Genomic DNA, 26,030 nt, shown 5'->3' with positions numbered 1-26,030 from the left:
TATGCTCGATGCGGTGACACAGATTGCTCCCTGGCAGGTGATGGCATTCTGCGTGCTGCTGATGGGTGCGATCATCGTGGTCGTCGAAGCGTTCAAGTCGAGCCGCGAAGCGCTGTGGGGCGACCTCTTCAGCGATGACGAATACGACTGATCCTTAATCCACAAAATTCGCGAGCAGGCGCAGGTATGACACCTGATAGCTGTTCGAGTTTTCCGTGACTTCCCAGGAATTCAGCGGCCAGCTCGTATTGAAATCGAGATAGGCTTTCAGCGGCGGCTGCCAGGCAGGCGGAGACGGCGGCGTCCGTCCGCAGCTGATCCGCGCGCCCGGTCCGCCGCAACTGTTCGGACAGCAATCGGCCCAGGAATAAGACGGGTTTGGCCCACCCACGACAAAGCCCGGCGCCGGGCCGTAGCGGGACTCCGTCACGCTGTCCCATAGCCGGCTGCCGTCCGAGAACCAGCCATGATAGAAACTGTCGACCGAGTTTTCTGCCCCATAGGCGCCCATGTTCGACAGGTAGACTTTTCCCAGCGGATTGACGCCGTGGAAATAGTGGAGATAGCGCGCCGCAACATCGCGCACGGTGACCAACTCGGCCGGGGTGAGGCCGGTCTTGCGCTCGTCCATGAACAGGTTTCCGGTGCGCGCTTTCACATTGTTGCTGCCCCAGTGCATTGCCCAGACCGGTGCGAAGTAAGGGTCTTGCTCCTGTTCGATTGCCGTCCAGAAGCGCTCGCCCGCCATCGCCTTGCGCAGGGCGGTGTTGATCGACTGGCCGAGGCCATCTGAAATGCCCGGCAGGGCCGCATAGACCCGCATCGCATCCTGCGCTTCCAGGTCATACGGCGTCACGGCGCCTTCGCGCATCAGCTTCGCGGCGCCAATCTCGTACTCCGCCGCCTTGCGGTACGCCTCCTCTCCGGTCAGCGCAAAAAGATAGACTGCGGCGGCGAGGCGTTTGGCGGCGCGGCCGGCATCGTCGACTTCCTGCTGCCCGGCGCCGAGGCCAATAGAGGCATCCCGGACGTCATTGTTGAAGAAGGTGACGTCCGGATTGGCTTCGGCCCAATCCCAGGCCGCGACGGCGCGGCGCGCGAGGTCTTCGGCAAAGGCGTCGTGGCCCGGCAGGCCGGTCGCGCGATAGACAAGCGCCGCCTGCGCGAAGGCCGCGGCCGTGGACCGCGTCGCCGACGTGCTCGCCGGGCCGTAAAAGGAGGGCCCCCTGGCGCTGGACGGGGGGCTTGCGACATCCAGGCTGACGATGGACAGAACCGAACCGTCCTCATTCTGCATACGGACGAGCCATTCGAGGCCCCACTTCACCTCGTCCAGAACATCCGGAATGCCATTGCCGCTTTCAGGAATGCCGAAATCGTCGCCCCAGGCTTCAGGGTTTTCTGCGAAGGAGAGCAGCAGCGTGTGGCAGTAATCTGCGGTCCAGTTCGTGTACTTGTTGAAATCGCCCGCATCGTACCAGCCGCCGTGCAGGTCGCGGGCGGTCTTCGCGTTTCCCTTGGCGAAGAAGCTGCGCGCTTCGGTGTCCTGTCCCTTGCCCAGATGACTGGCACGATCGGCCCAGCGCGGGTCGGCATAGGGCACGGCCTTGGTGAAGCCTGCACGCTGGTAGAAGAAAGTGCGGAACGCGGCGCGGAACACGTCTTCATACACGTCAGGTGCGATCACGAACGGGCCGGACGTCTGCCTTCCGTCTTCGGAGCGGATGGAGTAGGTGCCCGGCGTATCGAGCGCCGAAAAGTCCATATACGCAACCTTGTCGCCCGATCCGGGATCAACCGCCCCATTTCGCCAGGGCTGAGGCTCGCCGCGAAAAACGACCTCGCCTGTTGCCGCGCTGACGATTTCATACGCGTCTTCTGGCGCCTCGCCGGCTCCCGCATCGAAGCCGCGCATGGGCGTGCGCACGATCAGGGTTTTCTCCGCTTCCGGACGATATCCGAACTGGTCGATCACCAGCGTAGGCGTCGCTTCGGGCGGCGCGGCGACGGCGTCGCCAGCGAACAGGAACAGCGCGGCACCCACACAGGCTGCCGCCGTGCGCCACATCAGGCGGTCTTTTCGACGAAGACCGTTCCGGCCGAATAGCCCGCCCCGAACGAGCAGATCAGGCCTTTCTCGCCGGCCTTGAAGTCTTCCGAATTCTTGTGGAAGGCAATGATGGAGCCGGCGGAAGACGTGTTGGCATAGGTATCCAGCACAGTCGGGCTCTCATCCTCGTTCGCTTCGCGGCCCAGAACCTTGGATGAGATCAGGCGGTTCATGTTGGCGTTTGCCTGGTGTAGCCACATGCGGCGAAGGTCCGTGCCCTGAAGGCCTAGCTCTCCGAGGTGTTCGGTGATCATGGTGGCCACCATGGGCACAACTTCCTTGAACACCTTTCGGCCTTCCTGCACGAACAGCTTGTCGGGCGCGTCGATGCCTTCCGGCGCGGTGCGGTTCAGGAAGCCGAAATTGTTGCGGATATTGTTCGAGAATTCCGTCTTCAGCTTCGTGCCGAGGATTTTCCAGTGCCCGGCCGGGGCCATGCTTTCTTCTTCCACCAGCACGGCCGTCGCCACATCGCCGAAGATGAAGTGGCTGTCGCGGTCGGTGAAGTTGAGGTGGCCGGAGCAGATTTCCGGGTTCACCATCAGGACGGACCGCGCGCTGCCCGAGCGCACGAAATCTGCAGCCGTCTGTATGCCGAAGGTTGCCGAAGAGCAGGCGACGTTCATGTCGAAGGCGAAGCCGGACATGCCGAGCGCCTGCTGCACTTCGATGGCCATGGCCGGATAGGCGCGCTGCATGTTGGATGCGGCGCAGATCACGGCATCGACGTCTTCCGGTCTGCGGCCGGCCCGCTCCAGTGCCTCGGTCGCCGCTTTGACGGCCATTTCCGCCATCACGGAAACCTCGTCGTTCGGACGTTCCGGGATGCGCGGGGCCATGATGTCCGGGTCGATGACGCCGGACTTGTTGATCACATAGCGTGCCTTGATACCGGACGCCTTTTCGATGAACTCGACCGACGACATGGGTTTCGGTTCGATCAGCCCGGCGGCGATGTCCGCCTCGCGCTCACGGTTCCAGTTCTCCGCCCACGCATTGTAGGCGGTCACAAGTTCGGCGTTGGAAATGGAGTTCGGCGGGGTCCACAGGCCCGTGGACGAAATGACGGCGGTTTTCATGCTGGCCTCTGACTGCGCGCCTCCCAGGGGTGCGGCATTGTATTTATTATGATCTGACGTCTGTAGCGCGGGTTTTCCGCCCGGTCGAGCGGCAGAGTCAATCTGGCCAGCGCAGGCCTGAGTCGATGACCTGCTTGGCCTCGTCGCTCGGTACACCGGCCGCTTCAAGCTCGGCCTGGCGGCGCTCTGCGGCTTCCCGGTCTGACTGGATCCGGTCTGCATCTTTCCGCTCGCGTGCTTCGATCAAGGCGAGTTCCGTTTCCATGCATTTGTCGCGGGCTTCCGGGCCAGGCGAGTATTTGCACCGGGAATAGGCTTCCGCCTTGCGCCCTTCGGCGCTGTTCGACGAGACGCAGGCGCCCAGCAGGGGCGCGGCAATAAGGGTGACGGCGAGAAGGCGTTTCATTTCACGATTCCTGCACTTCGATATGACGCGGGCAAGTTACTTCATGGTCATTCACCATGCCAACCGCCTGTGCCCATGCATAGACGATGGTAGGGCCGACAAATTTGAAGCCGCGCTTCTTCAGGTCTTTCGACATGTCCGCCGACCAGTCGGTCGAGGTCGGCGCGTGCTTGTAATTTTTCCAGCGGTTTACGATGGGCGCCCCGCCGACAAAGCTCCAGCAATAGTCGGCGAAATCCTCTCCCGCTTTTTGCATGGCGAGATAGGCCTGCGCATTGCCGATCACGGCCTCGATCTTTTTGGCACTGCGGATGATGCCGGGATTCTTCAACGCCTTTTCGGCGCGTTTCTGCGTCCACCGGGCGAGCTTTTCCGGGTCGAACCGGTCGAATTCCTCGCGGATCGAGTCGCGCTTCCTGAGGATCGTGATCCAGGAAAGGCCCGCCTGCATCCCGTCCAGCTGCAGCTTCTCCCACAGGGCGCGCCCGTCATATTCCGGCACGCCCCATTCGGTGTCGTGATAGGCCCTGTAAAGCGCATCATTCGCCGGGGCCCAGCCGCATGGACAGGTCTCAGTCATCGGCGCCGGCCTCTGCGAGCGCCTTCAGTTCCGCTTCCGCCCAGTCGGGCAGGTCGAGCGTAACAGGGGCGCCATTGCAACTCAGCGGATGCCCCTCGGCCAGCGCCTTTTGCAGGCGGTCTGTGCGCACCAGGGCAAGGCCCGCGCCGCCTCCGGCACTGGTTACCGTGCCGACCTCGCCATCCGCCATTATGGGCGCGCCAGTCTCCAGTGCGCCGCCCAGCACCTTCAGCGTGCGCTTGCGGATCTTGCCGCGGCGCTTCATCCGGCTCGCCACTTCCTGGCCGACAAAACAGCCCTTCCTGTAGTCTACGCCGCCCATCACATCCATGTTGATGTCGGTCGGGAAGACGTCCGCCGCGCGGTAATCGCTGCCCCAGTCGGGCACGCCGGCCTCAATCAGATTGTTCTGCCAGACCGCAGGGGCGATGGGCTCGCCTGCGTCTGCCACAGGCCCGTAGAGGCGCCAGGGCAGCTTCAGGCTGCGGGGGTCGTCGTCGCCTTGTTCCGAAGTCGAGACCGAGAGCGTGTCATCGCGCACGATCTCCACCTGCGAGCGCAGGCGAAACAGCTTCAGCCGCTTCATCAGGTCTTCGGCGGCATCCTCATGCACGTCCAGCAGGACGCCGTCCGCCGTGCGCAGGGCCAGGTAATCTGCGATCACCTTGCCTTGGGGCGTCAGCAGCCCGCCATAGCGCAACTCCCCTTCGCGCCAGTCCGCCACCGTGTGGGTCACGGTCCGCTCCAGAAGGGCGATCGTGTCCGGCCCGGTCAGGCGGATGAGGGCGCGATGGGGAATCCGCATCAGCCGGCCTTACGCGGGAAGGCGGCGACGAGCGCCGTCGCAAGGCCGCTCTTCAGCACCGATCCGATCAGGAACGGCACGACGCCGGCGACGAAAGCGCCGTCGATGCCCATCCAGGCGGACAGCCAGCTCCAGCCTGCGAACAGGATGGCGGCATGCAGGCCGAGGAAACCGGCAAACCGCGAGACGTGGGAGGCGATCCGGTCATCCTTCGGCAAATATCCGGCAAGGAACGCGACAACCGGAAAGCTCGCCAGATAGCCTGCCGTCGGGCCGGCAAAGGCGACCAGGCCGGACTTGCCCTCTGCCAGAACCGGCGCGCCGGTAAGCGACAGGGCGAGCCAGGCGAGAACCGTGGCAGCGCCTGCGCGCGGGCCCATCACGGCGCCCAGCAGCAGCACAACCAGGGTCTGAAGCGTCACAGGAACAGGATACATCGGCACGGCGATGTAGGACGAGGCGGTCAGGGCCGCGACGCCGCCCAGTCCGATCAGGACAGGACGCAGCAGCGCCCGGCTGTCAGCGGCAGTTCCAGCATGTTTCATGGGGAGGTCTCTCTTCCGGTGGGAATGGACCGCGAGTTGTGCTGCGCACCGGCTGCGGGGTCAAGCGCCCGTCCCTCATGCCTGCCCTGTCAGCGACGGAAGACGACGTATCTGTTCAACAGATAGTTGGTCGTAAACGAGCCGGCGACGCCGACCGTAAAATAGATGCTGACCCAGATACCGGCCGGCGAGCGGAAAAGCTCCAGCGCGGCGATCAGGCCGACACGCACCAGGCCGGCGACACACATGACCAGGAGATTTCCGGCCATGCGCTTTCCGGAAAAGCGAGCGGCTTCATCCCGGAATGTCCAGAATTCGTGCACCAGATAGAAGGTGGCGCCTACAATAATAAACGCGATCGCGGCGGCAATCGACAGGTCGATTCCGCCGGCATGATAGAGGACAAGAGTGAGCGCATAGTCGACGGCAAGCGCGACAATGCTGGCGGCCAGATACCGCGCGCCCCGGTTTTCCTTAAGCGATTGCATGCCTGGACTCGCCAATGCGCTTCAGGAGGGCCGATCCGATTATCAGCCGCGCCGCCCCGATCCTGAAAGCGTGTGGAAGAGCGCGAACACGCATTATGGCTTTCAGCTGCTTACTTGCGGTTGGCGGCCGCGAGGAACGCAAGTCGGCGGGCTTCCGTGCGGCCGCGCGAGAACGTGTCCAGCGTCAACCCGATCGTGAAGGCCAGCATCGAGATTATGACCATCCCTATACTGACGATAAGGGTCGGAAACCGCGGGACAGTGCCGGTCTCGAAATAGGTGATTGCGACGGGTGTGGCGAGGAACAATGCGGCGAGCAGAATGAGGCCGCCCAATGCCGAAAAGAACTCAAGCGGCTTTTCATCGCGGACCAGCCGGCTGATAATTCGCAGAATTCGAAAGCCATCGCGAAACGTGTTGAGCTTGCTGGTGGAGCCTTCCGGGCGGGCCCGGTAGACGGTTCCCACTTCTGCCGAAGGAAGCCTCAGCCTGAGCGCGTGGACGCACAGTTCCGTTTCGATCTCAAAGCCGTTGGATAGGGCCGGAAAGCTCTTGACGAACTGGCGGCTCATGACCCGGTAACCGCTCAGCATGTCCTGAAACTGGTTTCCGAAGGCAGCGCTAACCAAACCGGTCAACATCCGGTTGCCGAGTTTATGGCCGAAGCGATAGGCCTCTTCCTGTTCGGAAATTCGGGCGCCGTTGATCATCGCCAGGCGCTCGTCCATCAGGCGGGCGATCATGCCTGGGGCGGCAGAAGCGTCATAGGTCGCGTCGCCGTCGATCATGACATAGACATCTGCATCGACGTCATTGAACAGCCGGCGCACCGCGTTTCCCTTGCCCTGGTAAGGTTCGAACAGAACTGTCGCCCCGGCCGAGCGGGCGGTCCCGGACGTCCGGTCGCTCGAATTGTTGTCACAGACGACGATCTCGGCACCGGGCAGCGCCTCGGAAAACTCGCGGATAACCTGGCGGATCGTGCGCTCTTCATTGTAGCAGGGAATAATCACCGCAACGCGCAGGTCGCTCGCATACGGCGACAGGGAATCGCTCTGGCGATGGTCGGACGCATAGACCAGGTTATTTACCACGTTTCACCTCAGGCCGGCTCTCGATGGACCGTTTCAGGGGTGAAAGCTAAGGCGAAAACCCTAACATAGCCCTTAAAAATCAGACCTTTTCGCGTGCCGGCCAGGGCTGGAATTTCGCTGGTGGCGGGGAGGGCCTGAATTCGGTCTCATCGAGGGCGGCCAGAGCTCTTGCCCGGTCCGCCGCCGTGAATTCCCCCGTCGTGGCGCAGAATTCGACCATGTTGCCGTTCGGGTCGCGCGTGTAGACCGAGTGGCACCAATTATGGTCGATTTCCAGCACATCGAGGCCGGCGGCATTCCAGCGGTCTTTCCAGGCCATCAGTTCCTCGACCGAGTCGACGGAGAATGAATAATGGTTCGTGCCCGGCGGCAGGCCTCCGGCCTCGTTGAGGTCATACTTGTAGGCGTCCTGGCCCGCAGTTTCATGCAGTTCCCAGAAGGCAATGAAGCGGTTGTCGTCACCGTTCATCCGATAGAAGAAATGCTTGCCCCAGCCGCCGCCCATAACCGGTGCGACCTCCACTTTCACAAGCTCGAAACCCATGATCCGCTCATAGAAATCATGGGTCGCCTTCATGTCCTTCGCGGCAAGGGCGAGGTGGTGGTAGGTCATGATCAATCCTCCTTCTCGTCCACCATGCTCATGACATCGGCGCTGTCGCCGGTGGGCGCGGGGATTTCCACGACCCGCTCGTCGACATCGTCGTATTCGAGGCGCAGGGCCCGGCTCATCACCGCGTGCATCATGTAGGTGCAGGTAATATAGGTGAATTCGAGGATTTCCTCGTCGCTGAGATGTTTCTTCATGGTTTCGAAAATGCCGTCCGGCACCCGCCCGCGGTCGAGGACCAGCGCATCCGTATAGGCCAGCAGCGCGCGTTCGATTTCGTTGAAGCAGTCCGCCACCTGCCAGTGCGGGATCGCCTGCACCTGTTCCTCGGTGAAGCCGGCATCGCGCGCCGCCTTGCAGTGCTGGGAGAAAACGAACTGGCTGCCGACGGCCCAGCCGGCCCGGATCTGGCCGAGCTCCCGGTGCTTTGCGCTCAGCTTCCTCTCGGGCGACCGGTAGAAACGAAACCCCTCGGTGGTGTGGCGGAAGGCGTCTGGCACGATGTTGAACACCGTCCACCAGTTGCCCGGGGTGCCCGTCGCCGTGCCCGGCTGGGACAGGGGATCGCGGTCTCCGAACAACATGTCGAAGATCCTGTTGGCGTAGTCGTTTCCGGCCTCGCGCCCGGCCTGTTTCAACCTGGGCATTCCGTTTCCTCCTGCCGCGATGTGGTCCCGCGATCCTTCCGGATCGTAGGCGCAAAGCCGGGGCCGGCCAAGCGTCACCCAAGGGCAAGCCTGTCGCAGCGGCGGACGGGTGACAGGCGCAGCCGGCAGGCGCATATAGGGCGCATGAGCGAGACTTTTGACCTGATCCTTCGCGGCGGCACCGTCGTCACTCCGGGTGGCGAGATGCAGGCCGACATCGGCGTACGCGGCGAGCGCATCGCCCGCATCGGCGACCTCTCCGGCGCATCGGCGGGCGAGATCTACGGCGCCACCGGCCTGCACATCCTGCCCGGCGTCATCGACAGCCAGTGCCACTTCCGGGAGCCCGGCCTCGAATACAAGGCAGACCTCGAAACCGAGGCGCGCTCGGCCGCCCTCGGCGGCGTCGTCGCCGTGTTCGAGATGCCGAACACCAATCCCGCCACCACAACGCCGGAGCTGCTGCAGGACAAGCTGAACCGCGCCGCCGGCCGCATGGATGTGGACCACGCCTTCTATGCCGGCGCGACGCACGAGAACACGCACATCCTGCCCGAGATGGAGCGCATGCTGGGCTGCTGCGGCGTGAAGGTCTTCATGGGCGCCTCCACGGGCGACCTGCTGATCAAGGATGACGAGGGCGTCGAGGCCGTGCTGCGCGCCATCAAGCGCCGCGCCGCCTTCCACTCGGAAGACGAATACCGCCTCGAAGAGCGCCGCAGCCTCGCCGTGCAGGGCGACTGGACGAGCCATCCGGTGGTGCGCGATGTTGAGGCCGCCGTCTCCTCTACGACGCGCCTGCTGCGCCTTGCCCGCAAGGTCGGCAAGCGCATCCACGTGCTGCACATCTCCACCGCCGAGGAAATGGAGATCCTGCGCGACGCGAAGGACATCGCCAGCGTGGAATGCCTGCCGCAGCACCTGACGCTGGTGGCGCCGGAATGCTATCAGCGCCTGAAGGGCTATGCCCAGATGAACCCGCCGATCCGCGAGCAGCGCCACCAGGATGCCCTGTGGCGCGCGCTGAATGCCGGCATCGTCGATGTTCTGGGGTCTGATCATGCCCCGCACACGAAGGAAGAGAAGGCGCGGCCCTATCCGGCCAGCCCCTCCGGCATGCCGGGCGTGCAGACCACCGTGCCCATCATGCTGACCCATGTGAACAACGGGAAGCTCAGCCTGCAGCGCTTCGTCGAACTGACCAGCGCCGGGCCACAGCGCGTCTTCGGCCTTGCCGACAAGGGCCGCATCGCCGAGGGCTATCATGCCGACTTCACGGTCGTGGACATGAAGCGCAAGGAGACGATCACGTCGGACTGGTCGAAATCGAAATGCGGCTGGACCCCGTTCGAGGGCTTCGAAGCCACCGGCTGGCCGGTCGCCACCATCATCCGCGGCGGCTTCGTCATGCGCGACGGGGCGATCGTCAAAAAAGGCGGCGGCAAGCCCGTGCGCTTTAACGAGACGCTGGAACCTGTAGGGTAAGGCATCTTCGGGGCGCTGGAGCAGGGGTCATGAAACACCAACGCAAGGGTCTGAACCGGCTGTTGTTCTGGCTGTATGAGGGGCACGGCACGGCGCCGTTCTACTTCCGCTGGGCCATGCTGATCTTCGATTTCGTGACGATCGCCTATTTTCTCTGGGCGCCGTTCGAACAGCGCGGCAAGACCCATGCCTGGATCGACTACGCTATCGGCATCGTGATCGCGTTCGATCTGCTGGCCCGGTTCTACATCGCGCGGCACAAATGGAACTTTGTGGTCAGGCCGCTGAACATTGCGGATCTGGTGGTCGTCGTCACGATGCTGGCGCCGCTGCTTGTGTCCAACTTCGCCTTCCTGCGTGTCCTGCGGGCGGTGCGGGCGATCAGGGCCTTTACCTTCGTCAAGCGGATCAAGGTGATCACGCCCTTCTTCCAGCGCCATGAGCGCGTGATCGACAAGGTGACGAACCTCATCGTCTTCGTGTTCATCATGTCGGCGCTGGTATATGCCACGCAGGTCGGGATCAACCCGAACATCCATTCCTATCTCGACGCGCTCTATTTTACCGTCACCAGCCTGACCACGACCGGCTATGGCGACGTGCTGATGATTGGCAAGGTCGGGCGCATCCTCTCCATCATCATCATGGCCCTTGGACTGACCCTGTTCCTGCAACTGCTCCGCGCCATTCTGGAGCCGAACGACAAGGTGGAGTATGAGTGCGAACAATGCGGCCTGCTGATGCACGATCGTGACGCCGTGCATTGCAAGCACTGCGGACACGTGGTCCACATTCCGACACGCGGGCTCGTCTGAAGCCCGGCTCTAAAAAATTCCAGGGAGGCCGGCTTGGCCGATACAGCGCATATTCCTTTCCGTGAGGTGCCATACCTGCCGCTGAAGCTAAAGGTCGACCGCCGGCCGGACGGCACGATCTATCTCGACAGTGGCCAGCCGCTTAAGCCTTACCCGCCGCACATGCTGGCGCCGCTGGTCAAGTGGGCGGCCGAAGCGCCGGACCGGATCTGGCTCGCTGAGCGCCCGCGCGAAGGGTGCGAAGGCTGGCGAGAAGTGACTTATGCCGAGGGGCTCGCCGCCGTGCGCCGGCTCGCGCAGGGTTTCCTCGATGCCGGTGCCGGGCCGGATGCTCCGCTGATGATCCTGTCGGCCAACGCGATTGACCATGCGCTGGCGAAATACGCGGCCCTCTGGGCTGGCAGCCCGGTCGTCCCGGTCACGCCCGCTTATGCGATGCTGTCGGAAGACCTCGGACGCCTGAAATATATCGACCAGCTGATCGGCCCGAAATTCGTCTATGTCGAGGATGGCGCGGCCTACCAGCGCGCGCTCGACGGGCTCGGCATGGACGGGCGTATCGTCCTCTATTCAGGCGAGGCGCCGGAACGCTGCGATGCCATGCGGCTTGAACAGTTCGGCCGCACGCCAGGGCCGGAAATCGATGCGGCCTATGAGCGCCTGTCACCCGATGCGATCGCCACCTTCATGATGACATCCGGTTCAACGGGTGAGCCGAAGGCCGTCATCAACCTGCATTCCATGATCGCGGCGAATTCCAAGATGATCCGTTCGGTCTGGGACGAGGCACGCCTCGATGAAATCTGCGGCGGGCCTCAGGTCTGGTGCAACTTCCTGCCGTGGAGCCATACGTTTGGTGCCCATTCGGTGCTGCACAACATGCTCGACTGGGGCGGAACGCTCTATATCGACGAGGGCGCCCCGACGCCCGCCCGCCTGCCGGCGATGATCCGTAACCTGAAGGAAGTCCCTGTTACTCAGCACACGACCGTTCCGGCCGCCTGGGCGGCGCTCGCAACAGAACTGGAGCGGGACCAGGAACTTGCCGACAATTTCTTTGCCCGCCTCGTGTCCATGGCCTATGGCGGCGCCTCGATGGGGCAGGACATCTACGAGCGTATCCAGGCCGTTGCCGTCCGTACCACGGGCGAGCGCATTTCGCTCTCCGCTGGCTACGGCGCAACCGAAACATCGCCGACGGCCTCCAATGTCCACTGGCCGAATGACCGTATGGGCCTGATCGGCCTGCCGCTTCCGGGCAATACCTTCAAAATGGTGCCTGCGGGCGAGAAGATGGAACTGCGCGTGAAGGGCGTGAACGTGACGCCCGGCTACTATCGCAATCCGGAAAAAACCGCGGAAGCCTTCGATGAGGAAGGCTTCTACCGCCTCGGCGATGCGGTGAAGTTTGTTGACCCGGCGAACCCCGAACGCGGCCTTGCCTTTGACGGGCGCACGGCCGAGGAATTCAAACTGTCGAACGGCACATGGGTCTCCGCAGGGACCGTCCGCGTACAGGCGGTCGCCGCGACGGGCGGCGCCCTGTCGGATGCTGTCGTCTGCGGTCTCAACGAAACGGACATCACGCTGCTAGCCTTCCTCAATGAGGCCTGGTGCCAGCGGCTGGTCGGCGAAGCGCTGAGCGGCGCAGAACTGGTGAGCCACCCGGCTGTGACACGCCATCTGCAAGACAGCCTGAAAGCCTATAACAAGGCCCATCCCCAGCCGTCTGCACGAATCGCGCGGCTCCTGCTGCAGGCCCTGCCGCCCCGCGCGGATTCCGGCGAGATCACGGAAAAAGGCTATATCAACCAGTCGCGGATACAGGATCTGCGCAAGGATCAGGTTGCGCGTCTGTATTCGCCTCAACCCGATCACGAAATACTCAACCTGGTTGAGTAAAGATCCAGTCATGCACAAGAAAGTTTATGTATTTGGTCTGAAAATCATTCGCATTTAACTTCTTTGCCTTTACATTCCCTGCGTCGGCGGCTGCAGAGGCTGTCGATGCCAAATCCCCTTTGGCCAGGGGCGCGGCGGACTGCGGAACCTCATCCCCTTGAACCGTCCGCCTTCCGTCGCGTCCCGCTTTGACCTTGGTGCCGGACACGCTACACAGCGCCAACGACAGAAGGGGAAACGCCATGCCCGATACCGCCCTCCAGACCATGACCGGTGCCGAAGCGCTCGTCTCGACGCTTGCAGACCATGGCGTCACCGCCTGTTTCGCCAATCCGGGCACATCGGAAATGCACCTCGTCACCGCGCTGGACCATGAGCCGCGCATCCGGTCGGTGTTGTGCCTGTTCGAAGGCGTTGCGACCGGCGCGGCGGACGGCCATGCGCGCGTCACCGGCGGTCCTGCGATGACGCTCCTTCACCTCGGCGCCGGCTATCTCAATGGCGGGGCGAACATCCACAATGCCAAGCGCGCCTGGACGCCGATGATCAATGTCATCGGCGATCATGCGGTGCCGCACCTGCGCTATGATGCGCCGCTGACTTCGAACATCATGGGCCTTGCAGGGCCGAACTCCAACTGGATCAAGTCGGCCGATACCGTCGCATCCGCCGGCGACCTCGCAGCGGAAGCATGGGAGGCCAGCTTCGGCCCCGCGCCCGGTCCGGTCAGCCTGCTCCTGCCGGCCGACACAGCCTGGGCCGAGGGCGGCAAGCCCGGAAAGAAGCGCATCCGCCCGTCGCTCTGCGCCCCGGATGCGGCTCGCGTCGAGGCGGCCGCGCGAAAAGTAAAAGACGCAAAAAAGCCGGTCATCCTGATCAATGGCTCGGCCCTGACAAAGTCCGGGCTCACTCATGCCGGGCGGCTCTCGAAAGCCGGAATCCGTGTGCTGACGGATACGTTCTTCCCGCGCCAGGCGCGCGGCGCCGGCACGTTTATTCCTGACCGGATGCAATATTTCGCCGAAGCCGCGATGGCCGACCTTGAAGGATCGGACCTGATGCTGGTCGCGGGTACCCAGGTTCCGGTCGCCTTCTTTTCCTATCCGGGCAAGCCCAGCGTGCTCGTGCCGGAAGGATGCTCTCCTTACATCATCGGCGGGCCTGAAAGCGACAGCAGCGCGATCCTTGCGGCGCTTGCTGACGCGCTCGGCGCGACCGCTGCGGCCGATGTCGCCCCGCTCGATATTTCCGATATAGCCCCGACAGGCGACCTCAATGCGATGACCGTCGGCATGTCGATCTCACGGCACATGCCGGAAGGCACCTTCGTGTCGGATGACGGTGTCTCAAACGGCCTTCCATGCTTCCTGATGACTCAGCGCGCGCGGCCGCATGACTGGATGATGCTGACCGGTGGCGCGATCGGGCAGGGCATGCCGCTCGCGCTCGGCGCCGCAATCGCTGCGCCGGACCGAAAGGTGCTTTGCCTCACCGGCGACGGGGCAGGCATGTATACCAACCAGGCGCTGTGGAGCATGGCGCGGGAGAATGCGAACGTAGTCAACGTGGTCTTCGTCAACCACTCCTACCGTATCCTGAACATCGAGCTCGCCCGCACCGGCGCGGGCAATCCGGGCCCGACGGCAAAGAGCATGCTCGAGCTCGGACAGCCGGAAATCGACTGGGTCAAACTCGCCGAAGCGCAGGGCGTTTCCGCTCAGGATGCGTGGACCGCGGAAGAATTCGACATGGCCCTCGAACGCGCCTTCGCCGAGGATGGCCCGCAACTGATCGCAGCCCACGTTCCGGCGCGCTGAGGCTTACTTCTTTCCGCGCGCGAGGTCTTCCTCGATCCGGATTTCAACCGGCGTGCCCGCAAGGCGCGACCGGTATACTTGCGTCGCTTCAACGATGCGCTGCACATAATTGCGCGTCTCGCTGAACGGGATGAACTCCACCCAGTCTATTGGGTCCACCTGACCGGTGCGCGGATCGCCATAATCCTGGATCCACTTTTTCGGACGCGTCGGCCCGGCATTGTAAGCAGCTGCCGTCATGATGTAGCTGCCATTGAAGCTGCTCAGCAGCGTGTCGAGGTGCTGGCCGCCAAGGGTAAGGTTGTAGCCGGGGTCATCCGTCAGCCACGATGTGCGATAGGGCAGGCCACTCATCCGCGCTTCAGCAGATGCCGTTGCCGGCATGAACTGCATCAGGCCGCGCGCGCCCGCATGGCTGATCGCGCCGGGGTTCATTTCGCTTTCCTGCCGCGACAGGGCGAGCATCAGAGAGCGCTCGACCCGTGGCTCCCGCATCAGCGGATAGGTCAGCACCGGATAGGCCGCGTCTGGTGCCACGATGCCCTTGGCGAGCCCGGCCTTCGCGCCCCGCACGCCGATGTCCGGCATGTGGTATTCCGCCGCCAGCCGGGAGAGGAGAACATAATCCGCCTCGGTCTCCAGCAGGTCATCGAGATGGTAGGAGAATTCGCGGAAGAGATAGGTCTCGCCCGATTCCCCAAGCAGCCGCAGCGCCTTCACCATCGGGCGCGCTTCGAAGGCGGCGGTCTGTGCCTCGGTCGGCATTGGCGTGTCGGGATAATAGATCGCCTTGTCGCCCACGCGCGCGGCGGCCAGCTGGCCATAATAGGTGAATTTGTGGTTCGCCGCCTCGCGATAGGCAGCCAGCGCTTTCTCCTGGTCGCCCAGCACGTCTTCCGAACGGCCCATCCAGTACAGTCCGCGTGCGGAACTGATGGGCATGGAGACGCCGCTTTCCATCGTCTCGAAATGCTGCAGCGCGCGGGCGGCGTCGCCCTTGAGGCGCAACGCGATCCAGCCGGCCAGCCATTCGGCCTCCGCGAAGTCCGTACCGGAGTCCATGCCATGCGGCGCCGTCAGCTGGTAGGCGCGCGTCCAGTTGCCGTCCTTGAGGTCGGTCCGCACGGCCACAGAGCGTTCGTTCCACAGCTTGGAGCGCCCGGCTTCCGGAATGTCCTTGCCGTCGAACCCAACCAGCAACGGCGTTGCGCCTTCCTGGTTGCCGCGTGTCCGGCGCCAGCGGGCGCGATCATACAGCAGGCCCGGATTGTCCTGCAGCTCCGCCGGAACAGCCTGGATCAGCCCGTCGACATTGCGCGACCGGCTGGCGAGCGCGACGCGGGCATCCACCAGTTTCCGCCAGTCGGGCGTCAGCAGCGGCTTCAGAGCCGTTGCGGCTGAACGCTGGTTGGTCCACAGCAGGAACTCGACGCGGGCGCGGTGGTCTTCCTGGGTCAGCTTGCCGCCAAAGCGTGCCTGCACCTGCCGCTCGACATCGCGGTCCAGCGAATTGTTGTGCCACGCGTCGCGCACCACTTCGAGCGCCCGGTCGGCCTGGCCCTGCGAGTACAGCGCATTCGCCAGCGCCACCTTGCCGGCGCCGGTGCGCGGGCCGGCCTTCGTCAGCCATTCGATCCGTTGCTGGGCGGTCAGCGAGGACAGTTCTATGATCTCCTCGGCCCGCTTCTGCATGTTGTAGGTCTTCGGCCAGTCGCTGAGCCGTTCCAGCGCGCCGGAGACTTCATCGAAGCCCATGCCGGGCACGCCCTCGCTCGCCCGCTTCCACAGGATGAGGTCGCGCACCGCCGGGTCCGTCGCCTGGCCCTGCAGGCGGGCGACCTCGCCCCAGTCATAATTCTCGGCCGCCGCGAGCGCCCTGTGCAGGATTTCCGCATTCTTCGGGTCGGTCGCCTGGGAGGCAAACGACCGGGCGGGTTTCAGGCTGGGAGTCTCGGGCAGGCTGGCGGCCGCTGCGCCGTTCATGGCGAGGACAGCAATCACGGAAAGCACGAGGGGTCGCATCATATGCACGGTCACCGGGTGTTTATTTCTTTGTCAAAGCGTGGGAAGGCTCTGGCGATTCATATATGAATCTTCACCAACAACACCTGAATCGCGGCAAGAATACGATGTTTCACGGCTCAATCCCAGCTCTGGTCACTCCATTCAGGAACGGGGCCGTGGACAGGAAATCCTTTGCCGAGCTGGTCGAGCGCCAGATTGCGGGCGGTTCCGCGGCCCTGGTGCCGGTCGGAACCACCGGGGAGACCTCCACCCTTTCGACCGAGGAACACAAGGACGTCGTCTCCCTGTGTGTCGAGGTTGCAGCAGGCCGCGTGCCGGTGATCGCGGGCGCCGGATCCAACGCGACCGACGAGGCGATCGACCTTGTGGAACACGCGAAAACGGTCGGCGCAGACGCGGCGCTGGTCGTCTGCCCCTACTACAACAGGCCGAATCAGGAGGGCCTCTACGCCCATTTCAAGGCGATCAACGATGCCGTCGCCCTGCCGGTATTCCTCTACAATGTGCCGGGCCGGACGGTGGTCGACCTGATGCCGGACACCGTCGCGCGACTTGCGCGCCTGCCCAACGTCATCGGCATCAAGGATGCCTCCGGCGATCTCGGCCGCGTGTCGCTGCATGCCGCGCTGATCGGGGAGGGCGAACAGTTCGTCCAGCTCTGCGGCGACGACCCGATTGCGCTCGGCCACTTGGCCATGGGCGGCAAGGGTTGCATCTCTGTCACCGCCAATGTCATGCCGGAGGCCTGCGCCCAGATGCACAAGGCCTTCGACGCCGGCGACCTCGAAACCGCCCAGGCCATCGAGCGCCGCCTTATCGCGTTGCACAAGGCCCTGTTCTGTTCGCCCTCGCCGGGGCCTGCGAAATATGTCCTTCACCGCCTGGGCCTCTGCGAAGCCGATGTACGCCTGCCGATCACCCCGCCGGATGCCCCTGCGCGCGAACAGATCGACGCCGCCATGGCACTTGCCGGGCTTCATGCCTAAATAGGGCGCATGTCTAAGAATACCCAAACCAAGGGCCGCTCGGATGGGCTGGTCGCGGAAAACCGCCGCTCCCGCCGCGACTACGAGGTGGAGGACACGCTCGAGGCCGGCATCATGCTCGTCGGCTCCGAGGTGAAATCCCTGCGAGAGGGCAAGGCCAACATCGCCGAAGCCTATGTCAGCCCCGAGAATGGCGAGCTGTGGCTGATCAATTGCGACATCCCCACCTATGCCGGGGCCAACCGCTTCAACCATGAACCGCGCCGCAAGCGCAAACTCCTCGTCTCCCGCCGTGAGCTTGCGAAACTTTCCCAGGAAGTCGAACGCGCCGGGCGCACCATCGTGCCGCTGAAGTTCTATTTCAACGAACGCGGCCGCGCGAAACTCCTCATCGGCACCGCGACCGGCCGCAAGAATTACGACAAGCGCGCCAACGAAGCCAAACGCGACTGGAACCGTCAGAAAGCCCGCATCCTGAAGGAGGGGTGAGGGCTCAGCCGATCGCCTCACGCGCCATTGCGAACACGTCTTCGAACATCTCGGACGTGAGGCGCCCGGTGTTCGTATTGTAGCGGGAGCAATGATAGCTCGACAGCAGGGTAGCGCTCCGCCCGCCTGCGTTCACATCATACTTTGTTCCGTGCCCGAACGGATGCGCCGCCAGCTTCAGGCCGAGCGCGCGCACGGTGGAGTCATGCGAAATCTTGCCGAGGCAGAGCATGACTTTCAGGTTCGGCAGGGCGGCAATGCGTGAGGCCAGGAACGGCCGGCAGGCATTGATCTCGGCGCCGACGGGCTTGTTCTCCGGCGGCACGCAGCGCACCGCATTGGTGATCATCGCGCCGGTGAGCGCGAGGCCGTCGCCCGGATCGGCCGCATACGTCCCTTCCGAAAAGCCGAACTTGTCGAGCGTCGCATAGAGCAGGTCGCCGGCCCAGTCGCCGGTGAAGGGCCGCCCCGTCCGGTTCGCCCCGGTGACGCCCGGCGCAAGGCCGATGATCAACAGCTGTGCGCGCGCGTCGCCAAAGCTCGGCACCGCGCCGTTGAACCATGTCGGCTCCTTCGCGGCGACGGCATGACGATAGTCCACAAGGCGCGGGCAGAGCGCGCAATCCTTCGGCGCTTCAGGGGGATGGGAACCTGTCTTCATCGGGCCCTATGTGCCGCGATTCGCGTCCTCGTCCCGCGCCTGTGTCTGGTTTGCCCGTCTCCGGGAGCTCCATTCCAAGGCCATGCGAGCAATCATCCGAATTGATGCTGCCAGGAATAGAAGGACCGCCGCCCCAAATGCGAAAGCGCTGAAGATGGCCAACGTCATCAGGAGCCGGTCGACCGTTTGATTAGGGCCGTAGGACGCCATCTGCGCTGCGACAAATATGATCGGAACGATCAGCAAAGCCATCAGTGCGGCTACGACGCCGAAGATCCATTCCATCGTGGACCGATCCCCGCTCGGCGTGAAATTCACCTGACCGTACTCAGCCCAGCTGTAGACTTTCTCCCCCGAATTGGCGCCGGTCTTGTGCCGCCGCCCGCGCCGTCGCAGCAGCCGTTTCAGGGCTTCCGATCTTGAATGACTCTGCGGCTCATTTGCCATCTGAATGGTCCTCCAAGATTGACATGGAGAGCCGCCATCAACCTGCAAGAGCAAATCGGATTCCGCTTGGCGAGTTCCCGCGGGCGGCGCTAGATCGCATCATGACAGACACTCCCGGCTTCGAAGGCGAGATCGTGCTGGGCGTGCCAGCCAGCCCCGGCGCGCCTGCAAGCACGGGCACCCTCAAAGCGAGCTTCGTGCGCTATCCGGGCTGCCAGCAACTCAACCTCTGGCTGCCCGCCGACGGTCCGCACAACTATACGCGCCTCGCCATTCACGGCCCCGGCGGCACGGTCGAGGACGGCCCCATCAGCGACCGCCTCAATGGCCGCATCCAGATCCTGACCGATACGCTTCCCTGGCCGCCCGGCCGCTACACGGTCGCGATCACCCATCGTGACGGATGGCACCACACACTCACCCTCGAAAAGCTGGAAGAGGGCGTCGCCCCACCCGCGCCGGAACCGCCACCGCTCCCGCCGTCTTCGGACCAGCCCATTATCTACCGCGACGGTTTCGGCCGCGAGCTGCCCAATGAAGACCTGGAGATGCGCGCCAAAGCCTTCGACAAGCTGATGTCGGACTTCCGCCGCCACCTCGAATTCGAGGGCAATTTCCGCGCCGGCACGATCATCTATGTCGACGGCGCCATCCGCATTCCATTCTCCCACGAGATGTGCGGCGGCGGCGTCCATTTCAGCATCGATGTTCCGCCGCCCGCCCGCTGGGAAGCCGTCACCGGCCGCCCGCTTGCCGACCGCGACGGCATCATCGACTTCCTCGCCGCCGAAACGCAGCGCCGCCAGTGCCCCAGCTGGCGCTATAAGATCCACGACGACCGGATCGATTACATGGATTGAGGCGTCACCCGACGCGGTTCCACTTCAGGATACGCGTCACCGGCGTACCGTCCGGCAGGGTCGTGCCCAGCGTCACGGTGAGGACATCGCCGTCCAAGGACAGGTCGCGCGTCACCACCTGTCCGACATTCTCCCGCGACAGGGCCGCCACAAGTGTCTGGGTCACCGTGCCGGCGGCGTCGTCTACCGTGTAGGTGCCGAAATAGGCGTCATAGCCGTCGGTCGGCATCGTGTTGTTGGCGCCGGACACTTTCTGAACGGGCGCGGCGGGCGGCGGTCCGGACCGGTCCCGCCGCATGAACTGCGCCGCGAAGTTGCCGCCCCGGTCATAGATCAGCAGGCCCAGCGGATCGGCCCCCAAGGCGGACTCCTTGATGACCCGGCCATCGGCGGTGTGGTCTTCGCGGATGAACAGCTGCCAGCTGCCGATCATGGCGGCGCTGAGCGGCGGCTTCGGAGCGGTCATGGCGGTCCTCCTCGAATTTGCGCCCATTGAGACACAGCTCCGGCCCGGCGGGAAGAGGCCTCGCACCCCGCCCCTTGCCCCGACTCGCGACGCCCGCCACAACTCCCGCATGCCTCCCACGCCCACCCTCGACGACGCCCGCGCGCTGCTGAAGCGCGTCTATGGCTATGAGGCGTTCCGGGGCCTGCAGGAAGATGTGATCGCCGATGCGCTGGCGGGCCGCGACGCGCTCGCTGTGTTGCCGACCGGCGGCGGCAAATCGCTCTGCTACCAGATCCCGGCGCTGCTGCGCCCCGGCGTCGGTCTCGTCGTCTCGCCGCTGATCGCCCTGATGGCGGATCAGGTGGACGCGCTGAAGCTCGCCGGTGTGCGGGCCGAGCGGCTCGACAGTTCGATGGATTTCACCGCCCGTGCCGATGCCCTCGACGCCGCCGCGCGCGGGGAGATGGACCTGCTCTATGTCTCGCCCGAAGCGCTCGGCACCGGCCTTGCCGACCGGCTGGCGAAGATGCGCATCTCCCTCATCGCGGTGGACGAGGCGCACTGCGTCAGCCAGTGGGGCCATGACTTCCGCCCGGATTACCGCGCCCTCGGCCGCCTGAAGGATCTCTTCCCGGGCGTGCCGCGCCTTGCCGTTACGGCGACGGCCGACGCAAAGACGCGCGAAGACATCCTCGCTCAACTGAACCTGACGAAGCCCTCCGTACACGTTGCAAGCTTCGACCGGCCGAACCTTGCGCTCGCCGCGGAGCCAAAAGAGGGCAACCGCACACAGCGCGTTGTCTCGCTCGTCAAGGCGCGCCCCGGCCTTTCCGGCATCGTCTACTGCGCGACCCGCAACGCCACCGAAGACCTTGCTGAAGCCCTGGAAAAAGCCGGCGTGCCTGCGCTTGCCTACCATGCCGGCCTCGAAGCGAACACGCGTGCCGAACGCCAGCGCCGCTTCCTGCTCGAAGACGGTCTCACCATGTGCGCCACCGTTGCTTTCGGCATGGGCGTCGACAAACCGGATGTGCGCTTTGTCATTCACGCCGACCCGCCCAAGACGATCGAGGCTTACTGGCAGGAAGTCGGCCGCGCGGGCAGGGATGGCGAGCCCGCCGAGGGTATCGCCCTCTATGGCCCGGCCGACATGCGCCGTTCCCTCTCATGGACCTATGAGGGCGACGCGCCGGACGAAGTGAAACGCGTCCAGATCAACAAGACCCGTCAGCTCTTTGCCTTCTTTGATGGCGACGATTGCCGCCGCCGCGCCGTGCGGCGGTATTTCGGGGAAGAAACCGCTGAAACCTGTGGAACCTGCGACATATGTCGGGGCGAAGGCGGCGAGACCCACGACGCCACCCGTTGGGCGCAGATGGCCGTGTCCGCCGTGCTCCGATGCGGCCAGCGCGTCGGGCGCGGGCGTATTGTGCAGCACCTGCTCGGACAGGCAAAAGACGGGCTCGACGAGGAGCTCTCCACCCAGTCCACCTTCGGCGTCGGCGCGGACCTTCCCAAACAGGGCTGGAACCGGATTTTCGATGCGCTGCTTTATGATGGCCTGCTGGCCGAAGCAGGCGATGCCATGCGGCCGATCGTTGTCGTGCCTGACGCAGATGGCGCCCGCGCGCTGTTCAAGGGTGACCGCACGCTGTTCCTGCGGGCCGACCCGTCAGCCGCGCGCAAACGCAGGGCTTCGCGCGGGGCAGTTGCGGCGGGTCATAGCGACCTGTCAGCGCGCGACCTTGCCCTGTTCGAGGCACTCCGCCTCTGGCGTACCGAGACAGCCAAAGCGCGCGGCGTGCCGCCTTATGTCATCTTCCACGACCGCACCCTCGCCGAAATCGCCCGTGAGCGTCCCGATAGCGCCGAAGCGCTCCGTGAGATCAGTGGCGTCGGTGAAAAGAAGGCCCAGCGCTATGCCGCAGACGTCGCGCGGATCGTTCAGGAAGCCGCTTGAGGCAGTAAGCCAGGCCCCGGAACCAGCCGCAGCCCCCCGACGCGCTTCACGAGCAAGTACAGGAAGAAGGCCGAGCCGATATATTCCATGCATTCCTGCGTCGTGGTCAGCAGTTCGTGCGGCAGGGAGTGGTTAGCGGCCCTCAGGCCTTCAACAGAAAGGCTTTGATCGATGCTGCTGAAGCTCATGCCCTCAAGCAGTTCGATGCCCAGCGCGCCGCCGACATATATCACGCCGGCAAGGAAGAAACTGATCTGGCTTGCGCGGTCCAGCGCCAGGAACCATGGCAGCAGCACCACCGCCAGAACGATGATCGCAGCACCATAGGGCAGCACCCAGGCAAACGCAGGCACCCAGTCCGCCTGGAAGGTCCGATGGACAGATCCCGACAGCATCTCGTGAATCTGCATGCTTTCGTCATAGCCGAGGAACAGGAACACGGCAGCCAGCAGCCACCAGGCGGCCCGTCTTCCCTTGGGGCTCAACAGGGCATTCACCGACAGCATCGCCGCGCACCCGACCAGAATCAGGGTCGAAGTGACCGTTGGAACGTTCATTTCCTTGTTCAGGTGGAACTTTGCGGCCAGGCCGAACAGGTATTCACGGTCAAACCCGTACTTCATCACCAGGACAAAGGCCTGCGCCGTAAACAGGAAGGCACCGATGAGGATCAGGCCAATGGCGACCCGTTTCGGGGAAAGTCCTATTTCGGACGGGCGATCCAGTGCCGGTTTGGGCGGAACAGCATCCATGGGGCCGGCAAACTGAACCATTCAGGCACATCCTCCTCTGTTGCTCCGGCTCGGTGAAGGAGGGCCGGATACTTTGTTTCGCTTTCGTGACAAAAATCGGGCCACGCCAGCGAGGCGGATTGCCCACACGAAGCGCACACCTGCAGCCTTGACCCGCGCCCCGGGGCACCGCACCTATAGGCCTGACAGATTCCCGCGAACCGGAGCCATCATGACCTTTACTGCCCGCGAAGCTCGCCTCGACGACGAGAACGAAGAGAAGAAAGGCAGCGAGCCAAATGCCTTCCTCGAGGAAGCGCTGTTCAAGGCCCGCACCATCCTGCTGACCGGCGGGATCGACTTCATGCAGGCCCGCCGCGTCTGCGAGCGCCTGCTGGCCCTGTCGTCCGAAAACGACAAGCCGATCCTGCTTGTCCTCTCGTCGCCGGGCGGCCATGTCGAATCCGGTGACATGATCCATGACATGATCAAATTCGTGCCGGCTCCAGTGAAAATCCTCGGTACGGGCTGGTGCGCCTCGGCTGGCGCGCTGATCTATTCGGCGGCCCAGAAGGAAAATCGCTACGCCCTGCCGAACACCCGCTTCCTGCTGCACGAACCGCGCGGCGGCGTCGGCGGCCAGGCAACGGACGTCGAGATCCAGGCCCGCGAGATCATCAAGATGCGCGAGCGCCTGAACCGCATCTTTGCGGAAGCGACCGGTCAGACCTATGAGAAGATCAAGGAAGACACCAACCGCGACTTCTGGATGAGCGCGAAGGAAGCGCTCGACTACGGCCTCGTCGGCAAGATTGTGAAGCATCACAAGGAAGTCGTCTGACCGTCAGCGTTAACGGGGCGTTTACGGCCCGTTAGCGGCGTCTAAATCATTCCCGGCGATCTTTCTCTTCCGTTTAAGGTAGGGATAATACGCCCGTGACGCTGGTCCGCATTGAGGAAATCAGCCAGGCTATCGAGCCTGTATCGCCTGAAATGACCTGCGCTGCAGCGCTGGGCAGGTTCCAGGCAGAAGCAGACCTGTTTGCCCTGCCTGTCCATGCGAAAGGCGCCATCGGCCTCCTGACCCGGGCCGCCATCATGGAGGCGCTGGCCGCTCCGGAAGGGCGCTTCCTGCACGCCACGCGGCCCATCAAGAGCCTTCTGGTCAAATCCCCCATGGTGGCCGCCGCTGGCACCACGGCGGGCGTTGTTGCCCGCACGGCCGCCTATTCCTTTCCCATGGCGCTGTCCGAAGGCCTGATCGTGACGGAGCAGGAGGCCTATATCGGCCTTGTCAGCCCGCAGGCCCTCCTGCGTGCGGTCGCCGACGAAAATGCCGGCCGGGCAAAGACCCTCGCCACGGCGGCCCGTCGCCTGGAAAAGGCGAAGGCCGACATGGCGGCAACCGCCAGGGACAAGGCAGACTTCCTCGCCTTTGTCGGCCACGAAATCCGCACCCCGCTGACCGGTATTCTCGGCGTTGCCGACCTGTTGCGCGAGAAAATCTCCGGTCACGAGCCGAAGCGGCTCGCCCGCACCATTTCCGAAAGCGGCCACCAGCTCGAACGCCTGCTGACAGACCTGCTGGACCTCTCCCGCCTCGAAGCGGGCCGCATGCCCGTCAACCCGGTCCCGTTCGACCTCAATGATTTTGCGAAACAGACCAGGGAAACCTGGCAACCGCGCAGCGATGGCAAGCGGCTGGACCTGCGCCTGAAAGTCTCCGGCGAAACGCCGCGTATTGAGGGCGACGCTCTCCGGCTCCGCCAGGTCTTGTTCAACCTCATCAGCAATGCCCTGAAGTTCACGGAAAGCGGCCATGTCGATGTGGACCTGTCCACGTTCGAGCACGGCGATGCGCTCCGGCTGCGCATGCGCGTCGCCGATACCGGCACCGGCATTTCCGACGCGGACAAGGCGCGCCTGTTCGAGGCTTTCGAGCAGGCGAGCGCGGAAACGGTGCACCGTCATGGCGGCACGGGCCTTGGCCTTGCCATTGCGCGCTCGCTGACCGCCGCCATGAAAGGCACGATCGCGCTTGCGGACAATCCCGGCGGCGGATGCATCTTCACGGTCGAGATCCCGGTCGAGAAGGCCGGGCCGCGCCTCGTATCTACCGCGCCGCCCGTCCGGACCGAGCGCCCGACCTCCGGCAAGTTCGAACTGGGACGCCTGCTTGTTGTGGAAGACCATTCGGCCACCGCCCTGGTGATCACCGAGGCCCTGCGCGGGGCCGGCTGGAAAGTCGACCATGCCGAGTCCGCCGAAGACGGTCTCGCCCGCGCAGTCATGAACCGCTACCAGCTGATCCTGACCGATTTCCACCTGCCGGGCGCAAATGGCGACTACATCGTCCGTAGCCTGAGGGGAGGGAACGGCCTCAATGTCGCGACGCCGGTGGTGGCCGTCACGGCGGATCTCACTGACGAACGCCGCGCGCTGTGCCGGTCTGCAGGCTTTGCCGCGCTGATCGCAAAACCGATTCGCCCCCGCGACCTCATCGCCACCTTGGCCGACATTCTCATGGCTCTCCCGTCCGGCCAGACCTGGGCACAGGTCGGATAGGGCGTCCGGTCAGTCCGTCGCCTGACGGTTCCCGCCGGCCACCCACAGCGCTGCAATGAAGGCAGACTTCACAAGCGGGAGCATGGCGAGCACGCCTGCTGTCACTGCGATGGCCGCAGTAGGCAGCGTGGCCCACAAAGGCAGGCCGCTCATCGACACACCAAACGTCACGGCGACGAGGAACGGACCCAGCATCAGGACGGTCAGCCAGGCCGGCCCGTCATCCGCCCGGATCTCGCCGATCGGCGCACCGCAGGCCGAGCAGGTTTCCACAGGCTTCAGATAGGCACGGTAGATTGCCCCCCGGCCGCATTGCGGGCATTTCATTCGCACCGCTCGCCAGAGTGCAGTTTTGAGGTCCGGCTTCGCCAGACCGCCTGATTTCTCCGGCATCACATGCGTCCTGTCTGATTGAGGCGGCCAGTGTCGCTTCTGGTTCCCGGTTCCGTCAAACCTTAACGCCATGGAGCCGGTT

General features: G+C 64.1%; 28 protein-coding genes. 11 read left to right on the top strand and 17 right to left on the bottom strand.

Annotated elements, in window-relative coordinates; genetic code table 11:
• Position 1 precedes the first annotated feature (1 nt).
• Entirely contained in the window at positions 2–151 is a 150-nt protein-coding gene (locus tag R3C13_RS08740) for a hypothetical protein (RefSeq protein WP_371310425.1), read from the top strand.
• A gap of 3 nt (positions 152–154) precedes the next feature.
• Here R3C13_RS08740 and R3C13_RS08735 read toward each other — a convergent pair whose 3' ends face one another.
• The 10 genes from R3C13_RS08735 to R3C13_RS08690 all read right to left on the bottom strand — a co-directional run bounded on the left by R3C13_RS08735 (position 155) and on the right by R3C13_RS08690 (position 8,364).
• Positions 155–2,068 (bottom strand): glycoside hydrolase family 9 protein, encoded by a 1,914-nt coding sequence (locus R3C13_RS08735; protein WP_371310424.1) that lies wholly within the window; start codon positions 2,066–2,068, stop codon positions 155–157.
• Positions 2,068–3,189, bottom strand: a complete 1,122-nt coding sequence (locus R3C13_RS08730; RefSeq protein ID WP_371310423.1) for a beta-ketoacyl-ACP synthase III — start codon at positions 3,187–3,189, stop codon at positions 2,068–2,070. Before R3C13_RS08730 ends, R3C13_RS08735 begins: the two co-directional genes overlap by 1 nt.
• A gap of 97 nt (positions 3,190–3,286) precedes the next feature.
• The gene (locus R3C13_RS08725; protein ID WP_371310422.1) at positions 3,287–3,595 is read right to left on the bottom strand and encodes a hypothetical protein; all 309 of its coding nucleotides are present in this window, start codon (positions 3,593–3,595) and stop codon (positions 3,287–3,289) included.
• A 1-nt stretch (position 3,596) separates the two neighbouring features.
• Positions 3,597–4,175: a DNA-3-methyladenine glycosylase I gene (locus tag R3C13_RS08720; RefSeq protein ID WP_371310421.1), complete on the bottom strand. Its 579-nt coding sequence runs from the start codon at positions 4,173–4,175 to the stop codon at positions 3,597–3,599.
• On the bottom strand, positions 4,168–4,980 hold the full coding sequence (locus R3C13_RS08715) for a folate-binding protein YgfZ (RefSeq protein ID WP_371310420.1): 813 nt from the start codon (positions 4,978–4,980) through the stop codon (positions 4,168–4,170). Before R3C13_RS08715 ends, R3C13_RS08720 begins: the two co-directional genes overlap by 8 nt.
• Entirely contained in the window at positions 4,980–5,525 is a 546-nt protein-coding gene (locus R3C13_RS08710; RefSeq protein WP_371310419.1) for a biotin transporter BioY, read from the bottom strand. The genes R3C13_RS08715 and R3C13_RS08710 overlap by 1 nt, the downstream gene beginning before the upstream one ends.
• An 89-nt stretch (positions 5,526–5,614) precedes the next feature.
• Entirely contained in the window at positions 5,615–6,013 is a 399-nt protein-coding gene (locus R3C13_RS08705) for a GtrA family protein (RefSeq protein WP_371310418.1), read from the bottom strand.
• Positions 6,014–6,123: 110 nt separating this feature from the next.
• Positions 6,124–7,107 (bottom strand): glycosyltransferase family 2 protein, encoded by a 984-nt coding sequence (locus R3C13_RS08700; protein WP_371310417.1) that lies wholly within the window; start codon positions 7,105–7,107, stop codon positions 6,124–6,126.
• 79 nt (positions 7,108–7,186) lie between these two features.
• Positions 7,187–7,720, bottom strand: a complete 534-nt coding sequence (locus tag R3C13_RS08695; protein ID WP_371310416.1) for a VOC family protein — start codon at positions 7,718–7,720, stop codon at positions 7,187–7,189.
• Positions 7,721–7,722: 2 nt separating this feature from the next.
• Positions 7,723–8,364 carry a carboxymuconolactone decarboxylase family protein gene (locus tag R3C13_RS08690; RefSeq protein WP_371310415.1) on the bottom strand — a complete coding sequence of 214 codons (642 nt, stop codon included), beginning with the start codon at positions 8,362–8,364 and terminating at the stop codon, positions 7,723–7,725.
• Positions 8,365–8,508: 144 nt separating this feature from the next.
• On the opposite strand from R3C13_RS08690, the gene R3C13_RS08685 reads away from it, so the two are divergent.
• From R3C13_RS08685 to R3C13_RS08675, 3 genes are read left to right on the top strand one after another with little or no spacing between them, the layout of a single operon-like run.
• Positions 8,509–9,849 carry a dihydroorotase gene (locus R3C13_RS08685; protein ID WP_371310414.1) on the top strand — a complete coding sequence of 447 codons (1,341 nt, stop codon included), beginning with the start codon at positions 8,509–8,511 and terminating at the stop codon, positions 9,847–9,849.
• A gap of 29 nt (positions 9,850–9,878) precedes the next feature.
• Entirely contained in the window at positions 9,879–10,664 is a 786-nt protein-coding gene (locus R3C13_RS08680) for an ion transporter (protein ID WP_371310413.1), read from the top strand.
• A 33-nt stretch (positions 10,665–10,697) separates the two neighbouring features.
• On the top strand, positions 10,698–12,566 hold the full coding sequence (locus R3C13_RS08675) for a feruloyl-CoA synthase (RefSeq protein ID WP_371310412.1): 1,869 nt from the start codon (positions 10,698–10,700) through the stop codon (positions 12,564–12,566).
• Here the strand turns inward: R3C13_RS08675 and R3C13_RS08670 are convergent.
• Entirely contained in the window at positions 12,550–12,810 is a 261-nt protein-coding gene (locus R3C13_RS08670; RefSeq protein ID WP_371310411.1) for a hypothetical protein, read from the bottom strand. The genes R3C13_RS08675 and R3C13_RS08670 overlap by 17 nt on opposite strands.
• Before the next feature lie 22 nt (positions 12,811–12,832).
• Here R3C13_RS08670 and R3C13_RS08665 point away from each other — a divergent pair, with 22 nt between their 5' ends.
• Positions 12,833–14,383, top strand: a complete 1,551-nt coding sequence (locus tag R3C13_RS08665) for an acetolactate synthase large subunit (protein WP_371310519.1) — start codon at positions 12,833–12,835, stop codon at positions 14,381–14,383.
• A gap of 3 nt (positions 14,384–14,386) precedes the next feature.
• On the opposite strand, the gene R3C13_RS08660 is transcribed toward R3C13_RS08665, so the two are convergent.
• The gene (locus tag R3C13_RS08660; RefSeq protein WP_371310410.1) at positions 14,387–16,408 is read right to left on the bottom strand and encodes a transglycosylase SLT domain-containing protein; all 2,022 of its coding nucleotides are present in this window, start codon (positions 16,406–16,408) and stop codon (positions 14,387–14,389) included.
• Positions 16,409–16,512: 104 nt separating this feature from the next.
• On the opposite strand from R3C13_RS08660, the gene dapA reads away from it, so the two are divergent.
• Positions 16,513–17,394 (top strand): 4-hydroxy-tetrahydrodipicolinate synthase, encoded by an 882-nt coding sequence (gene dapA / locus R3C13_RS08655; protein ID WP_371310409.1) that lies wholly within the window; start codon positions 16,513–16,515, stop codon positions 17,392–17,394.
• Positions 17,395–17,403: 9 nt separating this feature from the next.
• On the top strand, positions 17,404–17,883 hold the full coding sequence (gene smpB / locus R3C13_RS08650; protein ID WP_371310408.1) for an SsrA-binding protein SmpB: 480 nt from the start codon (positions 17,404–17,406) through the stop codon (positions 17,881–17,883).
• A gap of 4 nt (positions 17,884–17,887) precedes the next feature.
• On the opposite strand, the gene R3C13_RS08645 is transcribed toward smpB, so the two are convergent.
• Complete coding sequence (locus R3C13_RS08645; RefSeq protein WP_371310407.1) at positions 17,888–18,544, bottom strand: uracil-DNA glycosylase; 657 nt, start codon at positions 18,542–18,544, stop codon at positions 17,888–17,890.
• Positions 18,545–18,550: 6 nt separating this feature from the next.
• On the bottom strand, positions 18,551–18,991 hold the full coding sequence (locus R3C13_RS08640) for a hypothetical protein (protein WP_371310406.1): 441 nt from the start codon (positions 18,989–18,991) through the stop codon (positions 18,551–18,553).
• A gap of 101 nt (positions 18,992–19,092) precedes the next feature.
• Between R3C13_RS08640 and R3C13_RS08635 the strand changes: the two genes are divergently transcribed.
• The gene (locus R3C13_RS08635) at positions 19,093–19,851 is read left to right on the top strand and encodes a hypothetical protein (RefSeq protein WP_371310405.1); all 759 of its coding nucleotides are present in this window, start codon (positions 19,093–19,095) and stop codon (positions 19,849–19,851) included.
• 4 nt (positions 19,852–19,855) lie between these two features.
• Here the strand turns inward: R3C13_RS08635 and R3C13_RS08630 are convergent, their stop codons facing one another.
• Entirely contained in the window at positions 19,856–20,317 is a 462-nt protein-coding gene (locus R3C13_RS08630; protein WP_371310404.1) for a lipocalin-like domain-containing protein, read from the bottom strand.
• Between the two features lie 109 nt (positions 20,318–20,426).
• On the opposite strand from R3C13_RS08630, the gene recQ reads away from it, so the two are divergent.
• Positions 20,427–22,259 (top strand): DNA helicase RecQ, encoded by a 1,833-nt coding sequence (gene recQ, locus R3C13_RS08625; RefSeq protein WP_371310403.1) that lies wholly within the window; start codon positions 20,427–20,429, stop codon positions 22,257–22,259.
• On the opposite strand, the gene R3C13_RS08620 is transcribed toward recQ, so the two are convergent.
• A complete protein-coding gene (locus R3C13_RS08620) occupies positions 22,244–23,032 on the bottom strand; it encodes a hypothetical protein (protein WP_371310402.1) in 789 nt (262 codons plus the stop codon). The two genes, recQ and R3C13_RS08620, sit on opposite strands and share 16 nt — an antisense overlap.
• 190 nt (positions 23,033–23,222) lie before the next feature.
• Here R3C13_RS08620 and R3C13_RS08615 point away from each other — a divergent pair, with 190 nt between their 5' ends.
• Entirely contained in the window at positions 23,223–23,831 is a 609-nt protein-coding gene (locus tag R3C13_RS08615) for an ATP-dependent Clp protease proteolytic subunit (RefSeq protein ID WP_371310401.1), read from the top strand.
• 95 nt (positions 23,832–23,926) lie between these two features.
• Positions 23,927–25,555 (top strand): ATP-binding protein, encoded by a 1,629-nt coding sequence (locus R3C13_RS08610; RefSeq protein WP_371310400.1) that lies wholly within the window; start codon positions 23,927–23,929, stop codon positions 25,553–25,555.
• 9 nt (positions 25,556–25,564) lie between these two features.
• On the opposite strand, the gene R3C13_RS08605 is transcribed toward R3C13_RS08610, so the two are convergent.
• On the bottom strand, positions 25,565–25,948 hold the full coding sequence (locus R3C13_RS08605; protein WP_371310399.1) for a DUF983 domain-containing protein: 384 nt from the start codon (positions 25,946–25,948) through the stop codon (positions 25,565–25,567).
• Between the last annotated feature and the right edge of the window lie 82 nt (positions 25,949–26,030).

Source organism: Hyphomonas sp., assembly GCF_041398385.1.
Taxonomy (GTDB): Bacteria; Pseudomonadota; Alphaproteobacteria; order Caulobacterales; family Hyphomonadaceae; genus Hyphomonas.
The sequence above is the reverse complement of the archived record's forward strand: the minus strand, read 5'-3'. Positions and strand labels throughout refer to the sequence as shown.

Bases quoted from the DNA above. Each gene is read 5' to 3' on its own strand.
- R3C13_RS08705 (WP_371310418.1), bottom strand. From the start codon at position 6,013: ATGCAATCGCTTAAGGAAAACCGGGGCGCGCGGTATCTGGCCGCCAGC.
- R3C13_RS08710 (WP_371310419.1), bottom strand. From the start codon at position 5,525: ATGAAACATGCTGGAACTGCCGCTGACAGCCGGGCGCTGCTGCGTCCT.
- R3C13_RS08605 (WP_371310399.1), bottom strand. From the start codon at position 25,948: ATGCCGGAGAAATCAGGCGGTCTGGCGAAGCCGGACCTCAAAACTGCA.
- dapA (WP_371310409.1), top strand. From the start codon at position 16,513: ATGTTTCACGGCTCAATCCCAGCTCTGGTCACTCCATTCAGGAACGGG.
- R3C13_RS08735 (WP_371310424.1), bottom strand. From the start codon at position 2,068: ATGTGGCGCACGGCGGCAGCCTGTGTGGGTGCCGCGCTGTTCCTGTTC.
- R3C13_RS08740 (WP_371310425.1), top strand. From the start codon at position 2: ATGCTCGATGCGGTGACACAGATTGCTCCCTGGCAGGTGATGGCATTC.
- R3C13_RS08695 (WP_371310416.1), bottom strand. From the start codon at position 7,720: ATGACCTACCACCACCTCGCCCTTGCCGCGAAGGACATGAAGGCGACC.
- R3C13_RS08670 (WP_371310411.1), bottom strand. From the start codon at position 12,810: ATGGCGTTTCCCCTTCTGTCGTTGGCGCTGTGTAGCGTGTCCGGCACC.
- R3C13_RS08645 (WP_371310407.1), bottom strand. From the start codon at position 18,544: ATGAAGACAGGTTCCCATCCCCCTGAAGCGCCGAAGGATTGCGCGCTC.
- R3C13_RS08640 (WP_371310406.1), bottom strand. From the start codon at position 18,991: ATGGCAAATGAGCCGCAGAGTCATTCAAGATCGGAAGCCCTGAAACGG.
- R3C13_RS08630 (WP_371310404.1), bottom strand. From the start codon at position 20,317: ATGACCGCTCCGAAGCCGCCGCTCAGCGCCGCCATGATCGGCAGCTGG.
- R3C13_RS08715 (WP_371310420.1), bottom strand. From the start codon at position 4,980: ATGCGGATTCCCCATCGCGCCCTCATCCGCCTGACCGGGCCGGACACG.
- R3C13_RS08690 (WP_371310415.1), bottom strand. From the start codon at position 8,364: ATGCCCAGGTTGAAACAGGCCGGGCGCGAGGCCGGAAACGACTACGCC.
- R3C13_RS08635 (WP_371310405.1), top strand. From the start codon at position 19,093: ATGACAGACACTCCCGGCTTCGAAGGCGAGATCGTGCTGGGCGTGCCA.
- smpB (WP_371310408.1), top strand. From the start codon at position 17,404: ATGTCTAAGAATACCCAAACCAAGGGCCGCTCGGATGGGCTGGTCGCG.
- R3C13_RS08720 (WP_371310421.1), bottom strand. From the start codon at position 4,175: ATGACTGAGACCTGTCCATGCGGCTGGGCCCCGGCGAATGATGCGCTT.
- R3C13_RS08660 (WP_371310410.1), bottom strand. From the start codon at position 16,408: ATGATGCGACCCCTCGTGCTTTCCGTGATTGCTGTCCTCGCCATGAAC.
- R3C13_RS08680 (WP_371310413.1), top strand. From the start codon at position 9,879: ATGAAACACCAACGCAAGGGTCTGAACCGGCTGTTGTTCTGGCTGTAT.
- R3C13_RS08685 (WP_371310414.1), top strand. From the start codon at position 8,509: ATGAGCGAGACTTTTGACCTGATCCTTCGCGGCGGCACCGTCGTCACT.
- R3C13_RS08615 (WP_371310401.1), top strand. From the start codon at position 23,223: ATGACCTTTACTGCCCGCGAAGCTCGCCTCGACGACGAGAACGAAGAG.
- R3C13_RS08730 (WP_371310423.1), bottom strand. From the start codon at position 3,189: ATGAAAACCGCCGTCATTTCGTCCACGGGCCTGTGGACCCCGCCGAAC.
- R3C13_RS08725 (WP_371310422.1), bottom strand. From the start codon at position 3,595: ATGAAACGCCTTCTCGCCGTCACCCTTATTGCCGCGCCCCTGCTGGGC.
- R3C13_RS08620 (WP_371310402.1), bottom strand. From the start codon at position 23,032: ATGGTTCAGTTTGCCGGCCCCATGGATGCTGTTCCGCCCAAACCGGCA.
- R3C13_RS08665 (WP_371310519.1), top strand. From the start codon at position 12,833: ATGACCGGTGCCGAAGCGCTCGTCTCGACGCTTGCAGACCATGGCGTC.
- recQ (WP_371310403.1), top strand. From the start codon at position 20,427: ATGCCTCCCACGCCCACCCTCGACGACGCCCGCGCGCTGCTGAAGCGC.